The organism is Pandoraea sp. NE5, assembly GCF_024363545.1.
GTDB lineage: Bacteria > Pseudomonadota > Gammaproteobacteria > Burkholderiales > Burkholderiaceae > Pandoraea > Pandoraea cepalis.
In genome coordinates, this window is the sequence record NZ_AP025517.1 from 1,077,955 (window position 1) to 1,097,857 (window position 19,903).

General features: G+C 66.2%; 22 protein-coding genes. 17 read left to right on the plus strand and 5 right to left on the minus strand.

The annotated features are described in order from the left end of the window. Window positions 1-5: 5 nt before the first annotated feature. Window positions 6-875: a PhzF family phenazine biosynthesis protein gene (locus PanNE5_RS05045; RefSeq protein WP_017233253.1), complete on the minus strand. Its 870-nt coding sequence runs from the start codon at window positions 873-875 to the stop codon at window positions 6-8. A gap of 376 nt (window positions 876-1,251) precedes the next feature. Between PanNE5_RS05045 and PanNE5_RS05050 the strand changes: the two genes are divergently transcribed. From PanNE5_RS05050 to PanNE5_RS05095, 10 genes are all read left to right on the plus strand, one after another. Further along, window positions 1,252-1,971 (plus strand): pirin family protein, encoded by a 720-nt coding sequence (locus PanNE5_RS05050; protein WP_017233254.1) that lies wholly within the window; start codon window positions 1,252-1,254, stop codon window positions 1,969-1,971. Window positions 1,972-2,194: 223 nt separating this feature from the next. Beyond that, window positions 2,195-3,607 carry a F0F1 ATP synthase subunit beta gene (gene atpD, locus PanNE5_RS05055; RefSeq protein WP_261939804.1) on the plus strand — a complete coding sequence of 471 codons (1,413 nt, stop codon included), beginning with the start codon at window positions 2,195-2,197 and terminating at the stop codon, window positions 3,605-3,607. Window positions 3,608-3,621: 14 nt separating this feature from the next. Next, complete coding sequence (locus PanNE5_RS05060; RefSeq protein WP_261939346.1) at window positions 3,622-4,053, plus strand: F0F1 ATP synthase subunit epsilon; 432 nt, start codon at window positions 3,622-3,624, stop codon at window positions 4,051-4,053. Beyond that, the gene (locus PanNE5_RS05065; protein WP_017233257.1) at window positions 4,050-4,373 is read left to right on the plus strand and encodes an AtpZ/AtpI family protein; all 324 of its coding nucleotides are present in this window, start codon (window positions 4,050-4,052) and stop codon (window positions 4,371-4,373) included. Before PanNE5_RS05060 ends, PanNE5_RS05065 begins: the two co-directional genes overlap by 4 nt. Then, window positions 4,366-4,659, plus strand: a complete 294-nt coding sequence (locus PanNE5_RS05070; protein ID WP_017233258.1) for an ATP synthase subunit I — start codon at window positions 4,366-4,368, stop codon at window positions 4,657-4,659. The genes PanNE5_RS05065 and PanNE5_RS05070 overlap by 8 nt, the downstream gene beginning before the upstream one ends. Further along, window positions 4,656-5,354 carry a F0F1 ATP synthase subunit A gene (locus PanNE5_RS05075; protein WP_017233259.1) on the plus strand — a complete coding sequence of 233 codons (699 nt, stop codon included), beginning with the start codon at window positions 4,656-4,658 and terminating at the stop codon, window positions 5,352-5,354. The genes PanNE5_RS05070 and PanNE5_RS05075 overlap by 4 nt, the downstream gene beginning before the upstream one ends. Next, window positions 5,351-5,596, plus strand: coding sequence for a F0F1 ATP synthase subunit C (locus tag PanNE5_RS05080; RefSeq protein ID WP_017233260.1), 246 nt, complete (start codon window positions 5,351-5,353; stop codon window positions 5,594-5,596). Before PanNE5_RS05075 ends, PanNE5_RS05080 begins: the two co-directional genes overlap by 4 nt. 8 nt (window positions 5,597-5,604) lie before the next feature. Continuing rightward, window positions 5,605-6,351 (plus strand): hypothetical protein, encoded by a 747-nt coding sequence (locus PanNE5_RS05085; protein ID WP_017233261.1) that lies wholly within the window; start codon window positions 5,605-5,607, stop codon window positions 6,349-6,351. Further along, complete coding sequence (locus PanNE5_RS05090) at window positions 6,314-7,891, plus strand: F0F1 ATP synthase subunit alpha (protein WP_410007559.1); 1,578 nt, start codon at window positions 6,314-6,316, stop codon at window positions 7,889-7,891. Before PanNE5_RS05085 ends, PanNE5_RS05090 begins: the two co-directional genes overlap by 38 nt. Window positions 7,892-7,898: 7 nt before the next feature. After that, window positions 7,899-8,777 carry a FoF1 ATP synthase subunit gamma gene (locus PanNE5_RS05095; protein WP_261939347.1) on the plus strand — a complete coding sequence of 293 codons (879 nt, stop codon included), beginning with the start codon at window positions 7,899-7,901 and terminating at the stop codon, window positions 8,775-8,777. Window positions 8,778-8,894: 117 nt separating this feature from the next. On the opposite strand, the gene PanNE5_RS05100 is transcribed toward PanNE5_RS05095, so the two are convergent. Next, window positions 8,895-10,145: a GTP-binding protein gene (locus PanNE5_RS05100; RefSeq protein WP_261939348.1), complete on the minus strand. Its 1,251-nt coding sequence runs from the start codon at window positions 10,143-10,145 to the stop codon at window positions 8,895-8,897. A gap of 435 nt (window positions 10,146-10,580) precedes the next feature. Here PanNE5_RS05100 and PanNE5_RS05105 point away from each other — a divergent pair, with 435 nt between their 5' ends. The 5 genes from PanNE5_RS05105 to alkB all read left to right on the plus strand — a co-directional run bounded on the left by PanNE5_RS05105 (window position 10,581) and on the right by alkB (window position 14,658). After that, window positions 10,581-10,991, plus strand: coding sequence for a copper resistance protein CopC (locus tag PanNE5_RS05105; RefSeq protein WP_017233265.1), 411 nt, complete (start codon window positions 10,581-10,583; stop codon window positions 10,989-10,991). Beyond that, window positions 10,991-11,980 carry a copper resistance D family protein gene (locus PanNE5_RS05110; RefSeq protein WP_261939349.1) on the plus strand — a complete coding sequence of 330 codons (990 nt, stop codon included), beginning with the start codon at window positions 10,991-10,993 and terminating at the stop codon, window positions 11,978-11,980. Before PanNE5_RS05105 ends, PanNE5_RS05110 begins: the two co-directional genes overlap by 1 nt. A gap of 88 nt (window positions 11,981-12,068) precedes the next feature. Further along, on the plus strand, window positions 12,069-13,274 hold the full coding sequence (gene ada, locus PanNE5_RS05115; protein ID WP_261939350.1) for a bifunctional DNA-binding transcriptional regulator/O6-methylguanine-DNA methyltransferase Ada: 1,206 nt from the start codon (window positions 12,069-12,071) through the stop codon (window positions 13,272-13,274). Then, window positions 13,271-14,002 (plus strand): 2OG-Fe(II) oxygenase, encoded by a 732-nt coding sequence (locus PanNE5_RS05120; protein WP_261939351.1) that lies wholly within the window; start codon window positions 13,271-13,273, stop codon window positions 14,000-14,002. Before ada ends, PanNE5_RS05120 begins: the two co-directional genes overlap by 4 nt. Continuing rightward, on the plus strand, window positions 13,999-14,658 hold the full coding sequence (alkB, locus tag PanNE5_RS05125) for a DNA oxidative demethylase AlkB (protein WP_261939352.1): 660 nt from the start codon (window positions 13,999-14,001) through the stop codon (window positions 14,656-14,658). Before PanNE5_RS05120 ends, alkB begins: the two co-directional genes overlap by 4 nt. A gap of 39 nt (window positions 14,659-14,697) precedes the next feature. Here the strand turns inward: alkB and PanNE5_RS05130 are convergent, their stop codons facing one another. Both PanNE5_RS05130 and PanNE5_RS05135 read right to left on the minus strand, forming a co-directional pair. Beyond that, window positions 14,698-15,318 (minus strand): NAD(P)-dependent oxidoreductase, encoded by a 621-nt coding sequence (locus PanNE5_RS05130; protein ID WP_026132314.1) that lies wholly within the window; start codon window positions 15,316-15,318, stop codon window positions 14,698-14,700. A gap of 49 nt (window positions 15,319-15,367) precedes the next feature. Further along, window positions 15,368-16,084: a DsbA family protein gene (locus PanNE5_RS05135; RefSeq protein ID WP_150562171.1), complete on the minus strand. Its 717-nt coding sequence runs from the start codon at window positions 16,082-16,084 to the stop codon at window positions 15,368-15,370. Window positions 16,085-16,209: 125 nt separating this feature from the next. Between PanNE5_RS05135 and PanNE5_RS05140 the strand changes: the two genes are divergently transcribed. Together PanNE5_RS05140 and PanNE5_RS05145 are read left to right on the plus strand one after the other, a co-directional pair. Next, window positions 16,210-17,139, plus strand: coding sequence for a LysR family transcriptional regulator (locus PanNE5_RS05140; protein WP_017235703.1), 930 nt, complete (start codon window positions 16,210-16,212; stop codon window positions 17,137-17,139). Between the two features lie 238 nt (window positions 17,140-17,377). Next, a complete protein-coding gene (locus PanNE5_RS05145; protein ID WP_261939353.1) occupies window positions 17,378-19,096 on the plus strand; it encodes an acid phosphatase in 1,719 nt (572 codons plus the stop codon). A 193-nt stretch (window positions 19,097-19,289) separates the two neighbouring features. Here PanNE5_RS05145 and PanNE5_RS05150 read toward each other — a convergent pair whose 3' ends face one another. Next, on the minus strand, window positions 19,290-19,745 hold the full coding sequence (locus tag PanNE5_RS05150) for a MarR family winged helix-turn-helix transcriptional regulator (RefSeq protein WP_017235705.1): 456 nt from the start codon (window positions 19,743-19,745) through the stop codon (window positions 19,290-19,292). Between the last annotated feature and the right edge of the window lie 158 nt (window positions 19,746-19,903).

Below are 19,903 nucleotides of genomic sequence, written 5' to 3' on the forward strand. Positions count from 1 at the left end.
GCGCCTTACAGGCGCACCTCGCCGCGCGCGAGTTCGATGACGTTGCCGCCCACCAGGATCCGACGATCCGCCGTGACTTCGAGCGTCAACCGGCACGGTCGCTCGATGGCGTCGCCCTGCGACACGCGCGCGCGCACCGGCAGCGGATACCCTTGTCCGATCAGCCAGCCGCCAAGGTTGGCGCAAGCGGATCCCGTGCCCGGGTCCTCGCTCACACCGCCGCCCTGCGTCGTGAAGAAGTAGCGGGCCGTGACCTGCAACTCGCCGCCCGTCTCCTCGTCGATGGAAAACACGTAACCCGTTTTACGCTCCAGACTCGAGAGCGGCCAGCGCTCCAGACGCGCGCTGTCGGGTTGCGCCCGCGCGACCGCGTCGGCGTCGCGCAGCGGAATCAGTAGTTGATCGGCCCCGGTGTCGACCCATTGGGGCGACTGTGCGAGATCGTCGCGCCCCAGCCGCACCAGCGCCGCGATGTCGGCATCGGCCTCGCTCGCAGGCTTGATCTTCGGCTCGCCCGACGACGGGGCCGTGAGCGTCCAGTGATCGCCGCTCGCCTGAACCGGCACCAGGCCGGCGGCAAATTGCAGCGTCACGCGGTCACCCAGGGCGCGCATGGCACGCAGCACGTGCGCCGTCCCCAGCGTGGGATGCCCGGCAAAACGCATCTCGTAACCGGGCGTGAAAATTCGCACGTGCGCATCGGCCGTCTCGGAGGGCAGAATGAACGTCGTCTCGGACAGATTGAACTGTCGCGCCAACGCGCCCATCTCGTCGTCGCTCAGCCCGCGCGCGTCTTCGAAAACGCACAGCGGATTGCCTCCGAAGGTCGTCTCGGCGAAAACGTTGACGATACGAAATGCATAGGTGCGGCTCATGACGAATCTCCAGTGGGGGCGGGTCGGACGACTGCACGGCCCTCAAGCCATGCGCGCACAAGTGTCCGATAACAGCCTGCCGTGCCTGCTCGCGCATTGGCCGGCCAGCTTTGGGAAAGAAGGTCCGTAGTCTCGCACATCGCGCACCGGCACGCGCGCCAACGCCCGCGCTTTCGGTCGTTTGAACCCCACGCATTAAGAATCGTCCACCTCGCGCCCGGAAGATCGGCGATTGTCATCGGCCTCAATTGTCACCTATAACGCGACAATTATTCCACAATCAAGCGGATTGTGGTTTCTCGCCAGGACTCTAAAATGACATTCATCGAGGCCAACCCAGCCTCTCAATGAAACGACGAAGACACAGGAGCCCATCATGCTGGACATCAGAAAAGCTGCAGACCGAGGCGTTGCCAACCATGGCTGGCTCAACTCGCGCCACACGTTCTCGTTCGCGAATTTTTACGATCCCAAGCAAGTCGGCTTTTCCGACCTGCTGGTGATCAACGACGACCGCGTGGCGCCGGCGCAAGGCTTCGGCAAGCATCCGCACCGTGACATGGAGATCTTTTCGTACGTGCTCGAGGGCGCGCTCGAACACAAGGACACCATGGGCACGGGGTCGGTGATCGAGCCGGGCGACGTGCAGTTGATGAGCGCGGGACGCGGCGTGGCACACAGCGAGTTCAACCACTCGCCCACCTCGCCGGTGCACTTCCTGCAGATCTGGATCGTGCCGAATCAGGCAGGCATTGCGCCCGAGTATCAGCAACAGCGCTTCACGCCGGAAGAAAAGCGCGGCCGACTGCGCCTGATCATCTCGCCGGATGGCAGCGACAACTCGCTGCACATCCATCAGGATGCGCGTGTGTACGCCGGTCTGTTCGACGGCGACGAGTCAGCCACGCTCACGCTTGCGCCGAACCGCTACGCCTATGTGCATGTTGCACGCGGTGGCGTGAGCTTGAACGGCGTGGCGCTGGCGGAAGGCGATGGAGTGCGCGTGCGCAACGAAACCGCCCTCACGCTCTCGCACGGCAACGACGCGGAAGTGCTCGTGTTCGACCTGCGCCCGGTGGAAACGCCTGACTTCTAACGCGCGGCAGCGCAGACGCACCGTACGGCGGCTTTCTCGCCTTGCGGTGCGTCACGCGTTCAAGATGGGCAACGATGCCCGCAACGTTTGATCAGGATCAGCCCCCTTCTTCGGCGTGCCACTATTGTGAAGAGATTGCAGATCCGATCTTGGGGAACGCGCCGTGTCGATTCTCGCCAGTACCGCCAGTCAGGACACGACCACTCGCCCAACAACGGCGCAGATGTGTGGACGAGTGTGCGCGGTGCGTGGCGCGGTCGTTGACGTTGCGTTCGAGACGAGCGAGCTCCCCGCGGTCGATAGTGCGCTATGGATCACCCTGCGAGGCGGCTCGCCGATCCTCGCGGAAGTCCAGTCACACACCGGCGAGCGCACGATACGCGCGCTTGCGTTGCACGCGAGCGCAGGTCTCGCGCGTGGCGCGGCGGTGCGGGCCACCGGAAAGCCCATCGACGTGCCCGTAGGAGACGCCGTGCTGGGCAGGTTGCTCGACGTCGCCGGCACGACGCGCGACGGCGGTGAGCCTTTGTCCGAAGCCATCGAGCGCCGACCCATCCATCGCGCGCCGCCGCCCCTGTCATCACAGCGCGGCACGACGCGCCTGTTCGAGACGGGAATCAAGATCGTCGATTTGCTGGCCCCGCTCGCGCATGGCGGCAAGGCGGCCATGTTCGGGGGCGCCGGCGTCGGCAAGACCGTGCTCGTGATGGAACTGATTCACGTGATGGCCGCGCAGTATGGCGGAATGTCCGTGTTCGCCGGCGTCGGAGAGCGCTCGCGCGAAGGGCACGAAATGCTGGCGGACATGCGCGGCTCCGGCGTGTTGCCGCGCGCGGTCCTCGTCTATGGGCAGATGAACGAGCCGCCCGGTGCCCGCTGGCGTGTGCCGCTCACCGCGGTCACGATCGCCGAGTATTTTCGAGACGATCGCGGCCAGAACGTACTGCTGCTGATGGACAACATCTTTCGCTTCGTGCAGGCGGGCGCCGAGGTCTCGGGGCTGCTCGGACGCATGCCTTCGAGAGTCGGCTATCAGCCGACCCTCGCGAGCGAAGTTGCGGCCTTACAGGAGCGGATTGTGTCGGTGGGCAATGCGGCAGTCACGGCGATTGAAGCGGTCTACGTCCCCGCCGACGACTTCACCGACCCTGCCGTGACGACGCTCGCATCGCACGTCGACAGCATGATCGTCTTGTCGCGCTCGCTCGCCGCCGAGGGCATGTACCCCGCGATCGATCCGATCGCGTCGTCGTCGATCCTGCTCGATCCGCTCGTCGTGGGTGAGACGCACGCGGCGGTCGCCAACGAGGTTCGGCGTGTGATCGAACATCAGCGCGAACTGCAGGACGTCGTGGCGTTGCTCGGCATCGAGGAACTCGGCATCGACGATCGTCGTGCCGTGCAACGCGCGCGCCGATTGCAACGATTTCTTACGCAGCCGTTCACGGTCACCGAAGCCTTCTCGGGCCAGCCCGGCCGATCGGTCGCGCTCGCGGACACGATCGCCGGCAGCAAGGCGATTCTGGCGGGCGAGTGTGACGACTGGCAGGAGAGTTCCTTATATATGGTCGGAACGCTGGACGAGGCACGCGCGAAGGAAGCGCGCAGCAAAACGGCGACGGCCGGCGCTACGTGAGAGGAGGCCTCGCCATGACAGCGCGTTGCTTCACGCTGACAATCACCACGCCATCGCAAATCGTCGTCGACCGACTGGCGGTCTCGTCCATACGTGCCGAGGACGACAGTGGGGCCTTTGGCGTCCACGCCGGACACGCGGATCTTGTCACGCTGATGAGTGCCTCCGTCGTGCGCTGGCGTGGGGAAGATGGCAGCGAGCATTACTGCGCGATCGACGGCGGTGTGCTGGTCGTGTCGGGCGGCACCGACGTTTCGCTTGCGTGCCGTGAAGCCATTTCGGGGACTTCGCTCGATCAGCTCGAAGCGGAAGTGCGCCGCGCGCGCGCCGCGCAACTCGACGCGATGCGGCGCGCGCGCGTCGAGCAGACACGGCTGCATGCGCAGGCAGTACGTCAGATGCTGCGCTATCTCCGGCCTCCGCCCAAGCAGGGAGCCGCGCAATGACATCCTGGCCACCTACGGGAGACACCGAGGGGAAAGACGGCGATCGCGTCGCGCAAGCGGCGAAGCGCGCTGCGAGCCACGAGCAGATCGCGCGCGCAAACCCGGAGCCGTCGCTTGGCGTGCGGCTCGGACAGATTGGGATTCTCGGCTGGACGATCGTTCTACCGATACTGCTCTGCCTTGCGCTCGGGCATTGGCTGGACCGCATTGCCGGCACGCGGGTACTTTTTGCGGCACCTCTGGTGATGATCGGCGCGGCCATCGGCCTATGGTCCGCATGGCGCTGGATGCATCGGCAGCAGAGGAGAGATCATGATTGACCTGAACCTATGGCCGTGGGGCAACACCATCATGCTCGCGACCGCCGGGGTCGCGTTGGGGCGGCTGGCTGGCGCGCTGCATTTCACGTCGCTGCACTGGGCCGTGGAGGGCTTCGCACGAGGCCGCGTGACGCATGCGCTGGGGATACAGTTGGCGCGCCTCGCACTCACCGGCGCGGTGTTCGTAGGGCTGTCGAGAATGGGAGCGCTCGCCCTGTTAGGCGGGACCGGCGGCTTTCTCTGGGCGCGTGGCGTCGCGCTGCGAAGCCGGGGGGTGGCACCGTGATTCACGCGCCATTCATCGCGGAGCCGCTGCTACGAGCGGGACCTCTGATCGTCACGGCGCCCGTGGTGGTGACGTGGGCGATCATGGCCGCGATGGCGGGCGCCTCGCTGCTGCTGACCCGCAAGCTGTCCGTCATGCCGTCGCGCGTGCAAACCGCGCTCGAACTGCTGGTCGGCACGCTCGACACTGAGATTCGCGCGACGATGCAGACCGACCCCGCGCCGTACCGTTCGCTCATCGGCACCTTGTTCCTGTTCGTCTTGATCGCAAACTGGTCGTCGCTCATTCCGGGGGTTGAACCGCCGACCGCGCATCTGGAAACCGACGCCGCGCTCGCGCTGCTCGTGCTTGCCGCGACGCTCGTGTCCGGCGTGCGCACGCGTGGCATTCGCGGCTACCTTGCCACCTTCGCCGAACCGGCGTGGGTGATGATTCCGTTGAACGTCGTCGAGCAAGTCACCCGAACGTTCTCGCTCGTGGTTCGCCTGTTTGGCAACGTGATGAGCGGCGTTTTCGTGGTCGGCATCGTGCTGTCGCTCGCCGGGCTGCTCGTGCCCATTCCGCTCATGGCGCTCGACCTGCTGACCGGCGCGGTTCAGGCATACATTTTCGCGGTGCTCGCGATGGTCTTCATCGGCGCGGCCGTCGGCAAGTCAGGCGTTTCCGTTCACGACAAGCCTAAAGGACAGACATGAGCCTCATTGAAATCTTCAGCATCGTCGCGGCGGCACTGGCCGTGTCGTTCGGCGCGATCGGTCCTGCGCTTGCCGAGGGCCGTGCGGTCGCAGCCGCAATGGATGCCATCGCCCGCCAGCCTGATGCGGCGGGCACGTTATCGCGCACACTGTTCGTCGGGCTTGCCATGATCGAGACCATGGCGATTTATTGCCTTGTCGTCGCCTTGCTGCTGTTGTTTGCGAACCCATTCGTGAAATAGAGCGCGCGATGAAACTCGACTGGTCGACGCTGGCACTGCAAACGATCAACGCGCTCATTCTGGTGTGGCTGCTCGCGCGCTTTTTGTTCCGTCCGGTCGCGAAGATCATGGCCGAGCGTCAGGCCAGTGCCAATGCATTGATGAGCGACGCGAAGGCCGCAAAGCTCGCGGCGCAGGCCGAGCGCGATGCAGCGCAGGCCGAACGCGAGCAACTTGCCGCACAGCGAGCACAGACGCTCGCGCACGTCGAGAGCGAAGCGCAAGCGCAGCGCGCGGCGCTGCTCGCCGCGGCGCAGGAAGACGCGTCTCGGCTTCGCGCCCAGGCTGCGGCGGAAATCGCGCGCGAGCGGGCGTCGCAGGCCGACGCGGCGGCGGCGGAAAAGCTGCAGCTCGCCGTCGACATTGCCGCGAAGTTGCTTGATCAACTGCCCGATGGCATGCGCGTGACGGCGTTCATCGCCGGACTGGCGAATGGCGTTCACCTGCTGTCGCCGGCCGCGCGCGCAGAAATGGCCGAGGACGCGTCACTGCGGCTCACAGCGCCGCGCGCATTGACGATGGATGAACGTGCGGCGTGCGCCGCAGCGCTCGCCACCGCGCTCGGGCGCCGCGTCGAATTCACTACCGAGGTTGATCGAGCGCTGATCGCAGGACTTGAGTTGTCGGGCACGCACGGCGTAGTCCGCAATAGTTGGCGAGATCGGTTGGCACAGATTCATGACGGGTTGCTTCGCGATGACGGCCGCCAACGCTGATGTCAACGACGACCCGGCGGACGACGGGTGGCTCGCCCGCCAGCGTGCCGCGCTCGCGCGCCTCACTCCCGAACCGAGTGCCGCCAGCATCGGGCGCATCGAGCTGATCGCCGACGGCATTGCGTTTCTCTCGGGCCTGCCCGACGCGGCGCTTGACGAGGTTGTCGAGATCGAGTGCGGCGCACGCGGATTCATTCATTCACTCGACGACACCACCGCCAGCATTGTGCTACTCGACGGCGACACGCCAGTGCGGGCCGGGATGCATGTCGTTCGTACCGGACGCGTGCTTGACGTACCCGTTGGCGATGCGCTGCTCGGACGCGTCGTCGATCCGCTTGGCAGACCGCTGGACGCAGGCGATCCGCCCAAATGCGAAGCGCGCCTGCCCGTGGAACGCCCGGCGCCCGCAATCATCGAGCGCGACGTCGTGCATGAGCCGCTCGAGACAGGTGTACTGGTCGTCGATGCGCTCTTTGCCATCGGACGCGGCCAACGTGAGCTGATCATCGGAGACCGCGCAACTGGCAAGACCTCCCTTGCCATCGATGCAGTCGTCAATCAGAAGCATAGCGACGTAATTTGCGTGTATGTCGCGGTCGGGCAACGCTCCACGGCGGTGCAGCGCGCCATCGATGCCGTGCGCGAGCACGGCGCGCCCGAGCGCTGTATTTTCGTCGTGGCATCTGCGGCAACGCCGCCCGGGCTGCAATGGATCGCGCCGTTTGCGGGCTTTTCGATTGCCGAGTTCTTTCGCGATCGCGGCCAGGACGCGTTGATCGTGATCGACGATTTGACAAAGCACGCGGCAACGCATCGCGAGCTTGCGTTGCTCACGCGCGAGCCGCCCGGGCGCGAGGCGTATCCCGGCGATATTTTCTACCTGCACGCGCGCCTGCTCGAACGCGCGGCCAGGTTGTCGGCAGCGCTCGGCGGCGGCTCGCTGACCGCGCTGCCGATCGCCGAGACGCACGCTGGCAATCTGTCGGCGTATATCCCGACGAACCTGATTTCGATCACGGATGGACAAATCGTGCTTGACGCTGCGCTTTTTGCCGCGAATCAACGGCCCGCAGTGGATGTCGGATTGAGCGTGAGCCGCGTCGGTGGCAAGGCGCAGCGCGCGGCACTGCGCGATGTCGCGGGCCGTTTGCGGCTCGACTACGCGCAGTTTCTCGAACTCGAAATGTTTAGCCATTTCGGCGGTCTTGCTGACGCGCGCGTCAACGCGAAAATCGAGCGGGGCAGGCGGATCCGTGCGCTGATCACACAACCGCGCTTCAGCGCATTGCGCGTGACCGACCAGATTGCGTTGCTCGCGGCCCTGGATGAGGGTGTCTTCGACGGCATCTCGCGCGACGTCACCGCCTGGGTTCGCGACAAACTGAAGCGCGCGGACGAGGCGGCTCGCGATGCGGCCGCGGAGGCGTGGCCGTTGTCCGCGCTCGACGACGCACAGCGCAAGCATCAGGTCGAGCGGATCCGCACGCTTGTCGAACGGGCCGTGCATGAGCACGTCAATGGGAGTACCGGGCGGTGATATCGCGATGACCAGCAAGCTCAGTGAAATTGAGCGCCGCGCCGCGTCAGCGACGCAACTCGACGCGGTGATTGGTGCGATGCGTGGCATTGCGGCAGCGCGCGAGCGTGAGGCGCAGGCTCGGCTTGCCGGTATTCGCTCGAGCGCAGCCATCGTCGGCGATGCCATCGGCAGGGTGCTGGCGGCCGTGCCTTCAGACGACGCGACCGATCCCGGAACGGCGGAAACCGGCACCCGCATTCTGATCGTCGTGTGCACAGAGCAGGGTTTCGTTGGCGGCTTCAATGAGCATCTGCTCGCGAAGGTCGAGTGCCTGAAGGGGAACGCGCCAGCCGACCTCTTCGTGGTCGGTACGCGAGGCGCGATGCTGGCTCGAGAGCGTGCATTGCCGTACGCGCTGTCTGTGCCGATGGCGTCGCATGCGGACGACGCGATGCGGGTGGCCGGACAGATCGCCGATGCGGTGTTTTCGCGTTTTCGCCATCATGCATCGTCGGCGCTTTGGCTCGTCCATGCGACGCCCGGCCCTGCCCTCGACGAACGCATCGTGACTCGCCAGCTCGTGCCGTTCGAGTTCGCGCGATTCCGACTGTCATCGCACAGGCAGGCGCCGCTCGTCAATCTTCCACTCGACGTATTGCTGACTGGGCTCACCGAACGCTATGTGTACCTCGAGCTATGCGAAGGCCTGATGCAATCGTTCGCGTCGGAAAATGCAGCGCGCCTGGCGGCGATGCTCTCGGCGAGTCATCACGTGAGGGACCAGCTTTCGACGCTCACGCGCGAGTCTCGTATCGTCCGGCAAGACGCGATTACCACTGAAATCGCCGAGTTGTCGGCGGCCAGGGCCTATGCGCAACCCTCGCCCCCCATGCAGCGTCGGTAGCGCGGGATGGGGACACGCTGGATTCCGTGCCAATCCAGCAACTCGGTGATCTCGGCAAGCATTCCATTCGTGAACACCAGGAGCGCCCAACCGCGCGTCGGTGCCCGGCTCACCGGTTCACGCGTCCCCGTCCTCGATGGACAGCGGCAGCGCGTGCGCGTCGTCGCGCCAGGCGCCATCGCCGAGCGAGCGTTCCACCACGCTCAGACAGCACGCATCGAACGCCTTTTCAATAACATCACGATCCATGCCGCGTCCGATGAACACCACTTCGTTGATGCGGTCACCCCAGGGCGCCTCCCAATTCGTCTCGATGGCGGCGCGCTGCGGATCGCCCTCGGGCGGCCATACGGCCTGATCCACGGCCGCCCACCACTGCCCCATCGGCTCCAGCGTCGCCGTATTGCCCGCGCGCGAGTACGCGAGCGCCCACGCCGGGTGACTTGCGGCCCAGACATAGCCCTTCGCACGGATCAGACCGTCGAATGGCTGCGACATGAACGATGCAAAGCGCGCCGGATGCAACGGCGCACGACGACGCAGCACAAAGCTCGTCACCCCGTAGGTGTCGGCCTCTGACACAGGCTCGCCTTCGAGCGCCTGCGCCCAGCCGGCCATTCGCTCTGCCCGCTCGGGATCGAAAAGTCCCGTGCCCAGTACGTCGGCGAGCGGTACCTGTCCGTGCTCGCCCAGCACGATGCGGGCCGACGGATTGAGACCGGCGATCAGCGCCTTGACGGCGTCGAGCCGCGCCGCGTCCACGCGATCCCCCTTGCTCACGACCACCACATCCGCAAACTCGATCTGCTCGGTCAGCAGTTCGGCCAGACGTCGCTCATCCTCCTCACCGGCCACCTCGCCGCGCTGCGAGAGCGTGTCGACACTGTGGAAGTCTTCCAGCACATGGAGGGCGTCGACGACCGTTACCATCGTGTCGAGACGAGCGATGTCGGCGAGCGATTTGCCCGCCTCATCGCGAAATTCAAACGTCGCGGCCACCGGCATCGGCTCGGCAATACCCGTCGACTCGATGAGCAGGTAATCGAAGCGCCCCTCCTGCGCCAGATCGCGCACCGCGATGAGCAAATCCTCGCGCAACGTACAACAGATACAGCCGTTGCTCATCTCGACGAGACGCTCCTGCGTGCGCGAGAGCGCCGCGCCCGCCTTGGCCGCACCGCGCTCCACGAACGACGCGTCGATGTTCACATCGCTCATGTCGTTGACGAGCACTGCCACGCGCAGGCCGTCGCGATTGCGCAGCACATGGTTGAGCAGCGTGGTCTTGCCGGCCCCGAGAAAGCCGGAAAGCACGGTCACGGGCAGGCGACGGTCGGCGTCGCCGGATGCCCCGAGAGGAATCGTCATGGCAGCAAAGTCCTGTGATCTTGTGAGGCCGGCACGGCGCGCGGACGTCCCATGGCGCGCGTCACGCCCGCCCGTCCCCGACGCCGCGCGGTACGCGGCCGGATTAATGCAACCAAGTTGCAACATGACGCGATGATACTAAGGGCGATGTCATTTTGCAACTCAGTTGCAAAATGACAAGCATGCGTCGATGCAATCTGCGCGACACATTGGCGCGCGAGACGCGCCCCCTGGGAACCCGCAGATGGCTGCGTCGGTCTGCAAGGTCTGCGATACTGCGCGAGCGGCGTTGAGCGCGCCTGCGCGCTGGACAATGCGAGCGCGTCGCCAACGCGGGGCGAGCGCGTTCTGCCCTACCGCTCGCCTGCGAACACCGCCACCCTAATGTCTTCGCGGCGTATTCAAATCATTACCCAACTCGTTAGCCCACTCGATATGCGCATTTCCAAGAACGCTTCCCATGCTCCTCGTGCCACTGGCTTCCTGCGTCGCGCGACGCACGGACTCACACTGGCGGCCGTGGTCGGCCTGACCGGGCTCGCGCAGGGAGCGTGGGCCCATGCGCACGTCGTCTCGAGCGATCCGGCCGCGCAGGCGAGTGTCGCGGCGCCGAAGGCCGTGCGCGTAACGTTCGACTCGACGCTCGAAGGCGCGCTCTCGAAGCTTGGCGTCGTCGACGCCCAGGGCAAGCCGGTCACGCAGGCCAAGGCCGAACTCGACGCCTCGCGCAAAACGCTCACGTTGTCGCTTCCCGCGCTTGCCGCCGGTCGCTATCAAGCGAATTGGGTCGCCGTCGCGAGTGACGGCCATCGCACGCAAGGCAACATCAAGTTCTCCGTGAAGTGATGTCGGCCGATCTGGCCGCCGGCACTTGGCAGCCCGCCACCGCGGGGCTGCTTGACCTCGCGCTGGCACTGGCCCTCGGCGTGCTGCTGCTGCGCAGTCCGCACGCAGTGCGGCGCGGTCTCACCCTGCGCGTGCTGCCGGCCTTTGCGGCGGGCCTCGCCGTACTCGCGTGGATCGCCTACGTGTTCGCAAGCACCGATGCGATGACGGGCGGCGACTGGGAAAGCACGGCCGCCATGATGGGCGACGTGTGGGTGGTGCTCACCCAAACCCACTTCGGCCGGATGCAATGGATCGCCGCGCTCGGCGTCGCACTGCTGTGCGCGGGCGTCTGGGCCTGGTACGACGCGCGACGCCGCCTGCGCGCGGCGCTGCCGATCGCCGACGATCCTCGCGACCGGCATCATCGTCGCGAGCATCGTCAGGAGCGTTATGCGCGCATGGTCTACGCCGCCGGCGCCGTGACGCTGGCGCTCGCCCGCGCCGGGACGGGGCACGCGGCCGATGCGGCCGTGCCGTGGCTCGCCATTGGCATTCACACGCTGCATGTCGCCGCCGCAGCCTCATGGACCGGCGCGCTGCTCGTGGCCGGATGCGCGACCCCGGGCTGGCGCCATTGGCCAGTTGGCGCACGCGCAGCGTACGGCGAACGGCTTTCCTCGGTCGCCGCGCTGGCCATGGTCGTCGCGCTGGTGACGGGGGCGTTCAACGCATGGCGCACTCTCGGTGAGACGCCCTCGCTGTGGTTCGCCCCCCAGAACGCGCCGTACTTCGCCTGGCTCGTCACGAAGCTCGTGCTCGTCGGCATTGCCGCATTGCTGGGTGCGTGGAACCGTTGGCATTTCTTGCCGCGTCTTGCGCTGGACACGGGCGAGACGCCGCTGGATACGACGGCCTTCGCGCGCGTGGTCGCCATCGAGGCGCTCGTGCTCGTGATGGTGATGAGCCTTGCGGCCAAGCTTGGCACGACGATGCCGCCGGGCGGCTGACCGAATTCGACAGCAAGAAACGGAGCGCGGCATCGCGCCCCGTTCCCTACACTGAAGGCAAGTCCTCAGTCGTCCGGAGCCCCCTGTGATGCCCACCTATCCAATGACCGCCAAACGTCCCCTTCAGCCCGGCGCCCCGACCGGCAGCCCGAGTCGTTCGCAGACCCGGACGCCGACTGTCCAGGCGAGCCAGCTTTCGGCCAAATCGCGCTACGCGACCGACGACGCCAAGTGGGCCGCGGTCGCGGCGCGCGACAAACAGGCGGATGGCGAATTCTTCTATGCCGTGCGTACGACCGGCGTGTATTGCCGCCCCTCGTGTGGCGCGCGGCTCGCGCGGCGCGAAAACGTAACGTTCCACGCCGATAGCGCCGCAGCCGAGCGCGCGGGCTTTCGTGCCTGCAAGCGTTGCCAGCCTGCGCTTGGCGCGTCTGGCGCGCGCCAGGCCCGTCACGCCGCACTGGTGAGCGCCGCTTGCCGGCAGATCGAGGCAGCCGAGGTGCCACTGCGACTGGACACGCTCGCGGCCGAGGCCGGTCTGAGCCCGCACTATTTCCACCGACTCTTTCGCGCGGTCACGGGCGTGACCCCACGCGCTTATGCCAACGCGCGTCGCGCCGAGCGTGTGCGCGACATACTGTCCGCCGCCGAGAGCGTCACGTCGGCGTACTACGACGCCGGCTTCAATTCCAACGGCCGCTTCTATGCGAATGCCGACACCCTGCTCGGCATGAAGCCCGCGGCGTACCGCGCGGGCGGCAAGGCCGAATCGATCCGCTTCGCCGTGGCGCAGTGCTCGCTCGGCGCATTGCTGGTCGCGGCCACGCCGCGCGGACTCTGTGCCGTGTCGTTGGGCGACGACCCCGATACGCTGGTGAAGGCGTTGCAAGACCGCTTTCCGCATGCGGAACTGGTCGGGGCCGACGCCGAGTTCGAGCGATGGGTGGCCCAGGTGGTGGGGTTCGTGGAGTCGCCGCGCGTCGGTCTGTCGTTGCCGCTCGATGTGCGCGGCACGGCGTTCCAGCAACGCGTGTGGCAAGCGCTGCGCGACGTGCCTGCCGGTGCGACCGCCAGCTACACGCAGATCGCCGAGCGCATTGGGGCCCCTCGTGCGGTGCGTGCGGTAGCACAGGCATGCGCATCGAACCCGTTGGCCGTCGTGATTCCGTGCCACCGCATCGTGCGCCAAGACGGCGCGCTGTCGGGCTATCGCTGGGGCGTCGAGCGCAAACGCGCCTTGCTCGCCCATGAAGGCGAGGAAAGTGCCGACGCGACGACCCAGGTGACGCAGTGAGCGCGCGCGTGCTGTCGCTCGATTGGGCCGCCCTCGAAGACGAACTCAATGGCTACGGTGCGGCGCGCATTCCACAACTGCTGAACGCGAGCGAGTGTGCGACGCTTTGCGCGATGTACGGCGAGACCGGCGCGCCACTGAGCACTACGCCCACGTCGCCGCGTTTCCGCAGCCGTATCGTGATGGCGCGTCACGGGTTCGGGCAGGGCGAATATCAGTACTTCGCTTACCCGCTGCCGCCGCAGGTCGCCGCGTTGCGCGAAGCGTTCTACGCGCCGTTGCGCGATATCGCGCACCGCTGGCACGCGGCGATGGGCATCGACACGCAATATCCGCGCACACACCAGGACTACCTCGCGCAATGTCACCGCGCCGGTCAGCGCCGACCGACGCCGTTGCTGCTGCGCTACGCGGCCGGCGACTACAATTGCCTGCATCAAGACCTCTACGGAGAACACGTCTTCCCGTTGCAGGTGGCCATTCTCCTGTCTCAGCCCGGCGAGGATTTCACGGGCGGCGAGTTCGTCGTCACCGAGCAACGCCCGCGCATGCAGTCGCGCGCCGAGGTGGTGCCGCTCACGCGCGGCGATGCGGTCGTGTTCGCCGTGCATCACCGTCCGGTGAACGGCACGCGCGGGGTGTATCGCGTCAACCTGCGACACGGGGTGAGCCGGGTGCGCAGCGGCCATCGACACACGCTCGGCGTGATCCTGCACGACGCCACATGACACTCGATCTTTTCGGCTCTGCGCACGACGACACAGACCACGGCACGCCGCCATTCGACGCACTCGGTCCGGGAGCATTCGTGTTGCGAGGGTTCGCGCAGTCACAACTGACGGCCTTGCAGGCCGATATCGACGCGGTGATCGCGCAAGCGCCGCTGCGTCACTGGCTGACGCCGGGCGGCAAGCGCATGTCAGTCGCCATGACGAATTGCGGGGACGTGGGATGGATCAGCGACCGACAGGGATACCGCTACGGCACGCACGATCCTCTCTCGCAACAACCGTGGCCATCAATGCCGGCATCGTTTGTCGCGCTCGCGCGCCGCGCCGCCGACGCTGCGGGGTATCGCGACTTCGCGCCAGACGCCTGTCTCGTCAATCGTTACTCGCTGGATGCGCGGCTCACGTTGCATCAGGATCACGATGAGCGCGATCTGGGCGCGCCCATCGTGTCGGTGTCGCTTGGACTTCCCGCGACGTTTCTGTGGGGCGGAGTGCACCGTGGCGATCGCACCCGCCGCATTCGTCTGGCCCCAGGCGACGTGGTCGTCTGGGGTGGGCCGTCGCGACTCGTCTATCACGGCATTGCGGGCGTCGAAGGCAGTTTCGACGCGCAAGCCGTGCGTTATAACCTCACGTTCCGGCAGGCATGCTGATCGCGCCAACGATCGACACGCACCGCCGTCGTCTCACGCTCAGTAGCCGACGGTAAAGCGCGCGCGCGGATGCGCGTTGCGCTCGAGTTCGTCGACCAGGGCGATGGCATAGTCTTCCATCGAGATCCAGCTCTTGCCGTTCGCATCGACGAGCAGACCGTCGCCACCGAGACGGAACTGGCCCGTGCGCTCGCCCGGCTCGAACAATGCCGACGGCGACAGGAACGTCCAGTTCAGCGGTGACGCCTTCGGCTCGGCGCGCAGCACTTGCAGGAACGCGCGGCCTGCGCTGGCTTCCGGCTTGTATGCCTCCGGGAATTCCGGCGTATCGATCAGCGCCTTGCCCGGCGCGACGTCCAGACTTCCCGCACCGCCCACCACGAGCAGACGCGGCACCCCGGCCCGCTTGACGGCGTCGATCAGCTTGGCGGCGTCCATGGATGCGAAGCGACCCGCGCTGATCACGGCATCGTGTCCGGCGAGCAGCGGCGCGAGCGACGCCGGGTCAGCGGCGTCGCCCTTGGCGACGGTGAGTCCCTGTTCGGCTTCGACGCGTTCGGGATTGCGGGCGATCCCCGTCACGGTGTGATTGCGTTGCAGCAGTTCGGCGGCAACGCGCGTACCCACGCGGCCGGTAATACCAATCAAGGCGACTTTCATCGGGATTCTCCTGGAAGTGACGAGTGAATTCGGGATAGGTGGCAGACGCTCAGAGAGCGCAGCCGTCGGGACCGCACTGGGGCAACGTACTGGCGTCGCCGTCCGGGGAAGACGCCGCCTGCGCAGACAACAGACGCTCGCGCAACGCGTCGCGCCACACGTCGGGCTGCCCCAGATAATGTCCCACTTCGAGGCGCTCGATGTGACCGCCGATCGCCAGCGCGAACGTCGGGAAGCCGCTGCCGCCGACGCGGGCAAGCCACGCGCGGCTATCGCGGAAGTGCCGCATGAGGGCGTCGGCCGCCTGTGCATCGAGCGCTTGCGCGAAGGCCCCCCGGTCGAGACCGAGATTCGCCGCGACATCGATGAGCACATGGCGATCGGCAATGCGTTTGCCATCGACATAATGCGCGCGCTGCAGCGCCGCGAACATGTCGAGCCCGCGGCCGGCCAACGCTTCGGCCGCCAGCGCGGCGGCCGTGGGCGGCGCGGAGTCGAACACGGCGGTGCCATCGCGCAGCAGACCGTCGAAATAGGCGTCGCCGAACGGCTGGCCGGTCAACGCCGCAATGCGACGGTCATGCGGCATGACGTAATCGCGCAGCTGCGGCGTAACCGGTTGCGCGTTCGGCCCGGCCATCATGCCGCCACCGTGAAACACGACATCGAGGCCGACCACGTCGCGCGCAGCGCGCACGAGCGGCGCCGCCGCGTAGCACCATCCGCACAGCGGGTCGGCGATGTAATGCAGAGTTGCCTGGGTCATCTCGATCTGTCCTGTGTCTTGCGACGCCGCCCTTCGACGCCTCTCATGTTTGCCATCGTAGTCGCGTCAGTCGCGCAAAAAAAGCCCATAATGGCGATCACTTTGTTGCATCGATCGAGCAAATCATGGATCGTCTGACGGCAATGCGGGTCTTTACCGAAGTGGCCGAACGCGGTTCGCTAACGGCGGCCGCGCAGCGGTTGGATATGTCGCGGGCGATGGTCTCGCGCTATCTGGCCGAACTCGAGGCGTGGCTCGGCACACGGCTGCTGCATCGGACGACCCGTGCGGTCAGCCTCACCGACGCCGGGAGCGACGCGTTGCCGCGTTGTCGCGAGATGCTGGGTATCGCCGACGATCTGGCGTGTGCCTCGCACGCCGACAGTGCGCCGCGCGGCCTGTTGCGAGTGGCTTGCAGCACGTCGCTCGCTCAGGCATTCCTGGCGGCGGCGGTCACGCGGTTCATCCTGCGGTATCCCGGTGTCGCCATCGATCTCGTGGTGGCGGACCGCACCGTTGACCTGGTGGACGAGCGCATCGACCTGGCGATTCGCGTAACGTCCGAGCCGTCGCCCGGACTGATTGCCCGTCGTCTCGCCACGTGCCATTCGGTGGTCTGCGCGGCACCGTCATATCTCCGGCGCCATGGCGCGCCGGAGCGCGCCGAAGACCTCGCCCTGCACAACTGCCTGACCTACACGTACTTCGGCAAAAGCCTCTGGCAATTCACGCACAACGGCACACCGCTGGGCGTGCCCGTCGGCGGCAATCTATCGGCCAATGAAGTCAATGTAGTCTTCGCCGCTACGCTCGCGGGCGCGGGCATCTCGATGCAACCGGTGTATTCGGCGTTACCGCATCTGCGCGATGGCACCTTGCGTGCGCTGCTGCCCAATTACGTGCCACGCGAGATGACCGTCTACGGCGTCTACATGTCGCGCAAACAGATGCCCAGCGCATTGCGCGCCATGCTCGACGATCTGGTCGAACAGTTCCGCACCGAGCTGTTCGAGGACACGGGCTACGCCGTGCCGCCGGAGACGCCCGCCGCGTGAGCCACCAGAGCCACGCAAGTCGATTGCGTCGCGTGCGCCACCCCACCGCGTTTTGTCTGTCGCGACATCGCGACGGCGTCACCGAATTGTCACACTCCCCGCGTAAAAACGTCGTCTGCCCAGCCTGCCCCGGCAGGCCGACGACGCGGCTCCCGCTCGTCAGCCGTTGCCGACCGGACGCGGGTGTGCACGCCTGCCTCGCCGAACGCCTCTGCCCGACTCGCCCATCAAGGACATCATGACGCACGACGCCAAGCCCCAACCTCACGATCCCGCGCTCGACGCCGCCCCAGCGCACGACGACAACCCGGCCGATCCGTCGCGTCGCCGTCTGCTTCAAGGCCTGGCCGCCATCGGTGCGGCCAGCGCGGCGGGCGCCACGACGGCACTGACCGGCTGCGCCGCCGAAGGCAGTGCCAGCGCGCCCACGGCCGTCGCCGCGGGCGGCTCGTTCGACGCCCAGCTCAAGGCCAACATCAAGACGGTGGTCGTGATCTATCTCGAGAACCGCAGCTTCAACAATCTGTTCGCCGATTTCCCCGGGTTGGAAAAGCCGCTCGCGAAAGTGCCGGCGTCGGTCTGCACCCAACTCGACCGCGACGGCAAAACGCCAATGCCGCTGCTGCCGCCGATCTTCGAGGGTCTCGTGCCGCGCGCTCAGACGATCGGCGGAAAGAAGTATCACATCGCCGAGAAGGACATCGCGCGGCAGCCGAACGCGCCATTCATGCTCAAGGACGCCGAAGGCCAGTTGCTGCCGACGTCGGTCATCACGCGCGATCTATGGCACCTGTTCTGGCAGAACCAGATGCAGATCAACGGCGGCACGAACAACCAGTTCGCCGCATGGGCCAACTCGGGCGGTCTGACGATGGGTTACTACGGCGAGACGGCCAAGACGCTCGACATGTACAAGATCGCGCAGCAGTACACAATGTGCGACAACTTCTTCATGGCGGCTTTCGGCGGTTCGTTCCTGAACCACCAGTTCCTGATCTCCGGACGCCCGCCGGTGTATCCGAACGCCGCGCAAAGTCCGGCCAAGGACAAGATCGCCGTGCTGGCCGACGGGCCGCAAGGTGTACGTCTGGCGGTGTCGCCGGCGTCGCCCGCGTCGGCGGCTGACGGTCCGCCGAAGTTCGTGCGCGACGGTGCCATCACGCCCGACAACTTTGCGGTGAATACGATGATGCCGGCTTATCAGCCGTCGCCGATCAAGCCCGCGGCCTCCGGCGACAAGCGTCTGGCCGATCCGTCGAACCCCGCCACGCTGCCCCCGCAAACGTTCCCCACCATTGGCGATGTGCTCTCGACGAAGGGCGTGTCGTGGGCGTGGTACGCGGGCGCGTGGCAGTCGGCGCTCGATCACAAGGGCGGTGCAGACAAACCGAACTTCCAGTATCACCATCAACCGTTCAACTACTTCGCCCAGTACGCGCCCGGCACGGCCGCACGCGAGATGCATCTGCGCGATGGTGGTGAAGGCGACAGCCCGATCGCGAACAAATTCATCGCCGACGCCATCGCCGGCAAGCTGCCCGCCGTCACGTTCTACAAGCCGCAGGGCAACCTGAACCAACACGCGGGGTATTCGGATGTGGAGTCCGGCGACCAACACGTGGCGAACGTGCTGGCCCATCTGATGAAGTCGCCGCAGTGGCAAAACATGATGGTCGTGATTACGTACGACGAGAATGGCGGCTGGTGGGATCACGTCGCGCCGCCGCAGGGCGACCGCTGGGGACCGGGCTCACGCGTTCCGGCGTTAGTGGTCTCGCCGTTCGCCAAACGCGGCAATGTCGATCACACGTTCTACGACACCACGTCGATCCTGCGCTTTATCACGCGCCTGTACGATCTGCCGACGCTCGAAGGCATCGCCCATCGCAACGCCGCCTTCGCGGCGCGCGGGGCCATGCCGCCGGGCGATCTGACGAAGACGCTGTCGTTCGCTTGAGGAAGGTGAAGGCCCGCGTCACGTGTGCAAAGCGAAGGCGTTGATGACGTCGACGTGCGCGTGGCGCAACTGAGCAAAAGGGCATCTGCGTGTCCGCACTCCGATCTTTGGGGCGCTGTTTCACGCGGGTGCGCTTTCCGTTTCCGTGGCACCGCGTAAGTGGCACGCGGCGCATGCCCCCGGGTGAGACCGATTAGCCTTGCCCGTCGAGTTCGTCCGAGCGCAGCAGCAGTTTGTCGAGCAGTTGCTCGTACACCCGCATCTCGTCGTCAGTCAGCGTGTCGAACAATCGGTCGTAGTGGGCGCGCGCCGCATCGATCACCACGCGCCATACGCGCTCGCCCTCCGGCGTGAGCGTGACCTTGACCGCTCGGCCGTCGTGTTCGTCCGGCGCACGACGCACCAGTCCGCGCGATACCAGCCCGTCTGCCCCCCGGCTCGCCTGACTCTTGTCGAGATTCGCGCGACGCGCCAGCTCCGAGTTCGACAACGCCCCCGCCGTGCCCACCGCCGCCAACACGCGCGACTCGGCCAGACTCAATTGCGCCGCGTCGGCATACGACTGCGCGATACGTTTGTCGTGCTGCTTCATCAGGCGGTGCATCTTGTACGTCAAGAACTGGTCGAGCGATGGGTGGACAGGCCGCATCTCAGTGTTTTTCCCTAGTCGAAAACGGTCGATATTTTGTTGCGAGCGCAACCTTAGCACACTAGAATGGTTGCGTTAGCAACTATATGCTCGTTGGCGTTTTTGCCATTCGCGCGCTGCGCTTGCGCCGTCTCCCCGCTGACACGAGACTCGCTGCG

What these genes read in the sequence shown, in the direction of transcription:
- PanNE5_RS05045 (WP_017233253.1), bottom strand. Translation starts at nt 875, where the DNA reads ATGAGCCGCACCTATGCATTTCGTATCGTCAACGTTTTCGCCGAGACG.
- PanNE5_RS05050 (WP_017233254.1), top strand. Translation starts at nt 1,252, where the DNA reads ATGCTGGACATCAGAAAAGCTGCAGACCGAGGCGTTGCCAACCATGGC.
- atpD (WP_261939804.1), top strand. Translation starts at nt 2,195, where the DNA reads ATGTGTGGACGAGTGTGCGCGGTGCGTGGCGCGGTCGTTGACGTTGCG.
- PanNE5_RS05060 (WP_261939346.1), top strand. Translation starts at nt 3,622, where the DNA reads ATGACAGCGCGTTGCTTCACGCTGACAATCACCACGCCATCGCAAATC.
- PanNE5_RS05065 (WP_017233257.1), top strand. Translation starts at nt 4,050, where the DNA reads ATGACATCCTGGCCACCTACGGGAGACACCGAGGGGAAAGACGGCGAT.
- PanNE5_RS05070 (WP_017233258.1), top strand. Translation starts at nt 4,366, where the DNA reads ATGATTGACCTGAACCTATGGCCGTGGGGCAACACCATCATGCTCGCG.
- PanNE5_RS05080 (WP_017233260.1), top strand. Translation starts at nt 5,351, where the DNA reads ATGAGCCTCATTGAAATCTTCAGCATCGTCGCGGCGGCACTGGCCGTG.
- PanNE5_RS05085 (WP_017233261.1), top strand. Translation starts at nt 5,605, where the DNA reads ATGAAACTCGACTGGTCGACGCTGGCACTGCAAACGATCAACGCGCTC.
- PanNE5_RS05090 (WP_410007559.1), top strand. Translation starts at nt 6,314, where the DNA reads ATGACGGGTTGCTTCGCGATGACGGCCGCCAACGCTGATGTCAACGAC.
- PanNE5_RS05095 (WP_261939347.1), top strand. Translation starts at nt 7,899, where the DNA reads ATGACCAGCAAGCTCAGTGAAATTGAGCGCCGCGCCGCGTCAGCGACG.
- PanNE5_RS05100 (WP_261939348.1), bottom strand. Translation starts at nt 10,145, where the DNA reads ATGACGATTCCTCTCGGGGCATCCGGCGACGCCGACCGTCGCCTGCCC.
- PanNE5_RS05105 (WP_017233265.1), top strand. Translation starts at nt 10,581, where the DNA reads ATGCGCATTTCCAAGAACGCTTCCCATGCTCCTCGTGCCACTGGCTTC.
- PanNE5_RS05110 (WP_261939349.1), top strand. Translation starts at nt 10,991, where the DNA reads ATGTCGGCCGATCTGGCCGCCGGCACTTGGCAGCCCGCCACCGCGGGG.
- ada (WP_261939350.1), top strand. Translation starts at nt 12,069, where the DNA reads ATGCCCACCTATCCAATGACCGCCAAACGTCCCCTTCAGCCCGGCGCC.
- alkB (WP_261939352.1), top strand. Translation starts at nt 13,999, where the DNA reads ATGACACTCGATCTTTTCGGCTCTGCGCACGACGACACAGACCACGGC.
- PanNE5_RS05130 (WP_026132314.1), bottom strand. Translation starts at nt 15,318, where the DNA reads ATGAAAGTCGCCTTGATTGGTATTACCGGCCGCGTGGGTACGCGCGTT.
- PanNE5_RS05135 (WP_150562171.1), bottom strand. Translation starts at nt 16,084, where the DNA reads ATGACCCAGGCAACTCTGCATTACATCGCCGACCCGCTGTGCGGATGG.
- PanNE5_RS05140 (WP_017235703.1), top strand. Translation starts at nt 16,210, where the DNA reads ATGGATCGTCTGACGGCAATGCGGGTCTTTACCGAAGTGGCCGAACGC.
- PanNE5_RS05145 (WP_261939353.1), top strand. Translation starts at nt 17,378, where the DNA reads ATGACGCACGACGCCAAGCCCCAACCTCACGATCCCGCGCTCGACGCC.
- PanNE5_RS05150 (WP_017235705.1), bottom strand. Translation starts at nt 19,745, where the DNA reads ATGCGGCCTGTCCACCCATCGCTCGACCAGTTCTTGACGTACAAGATG.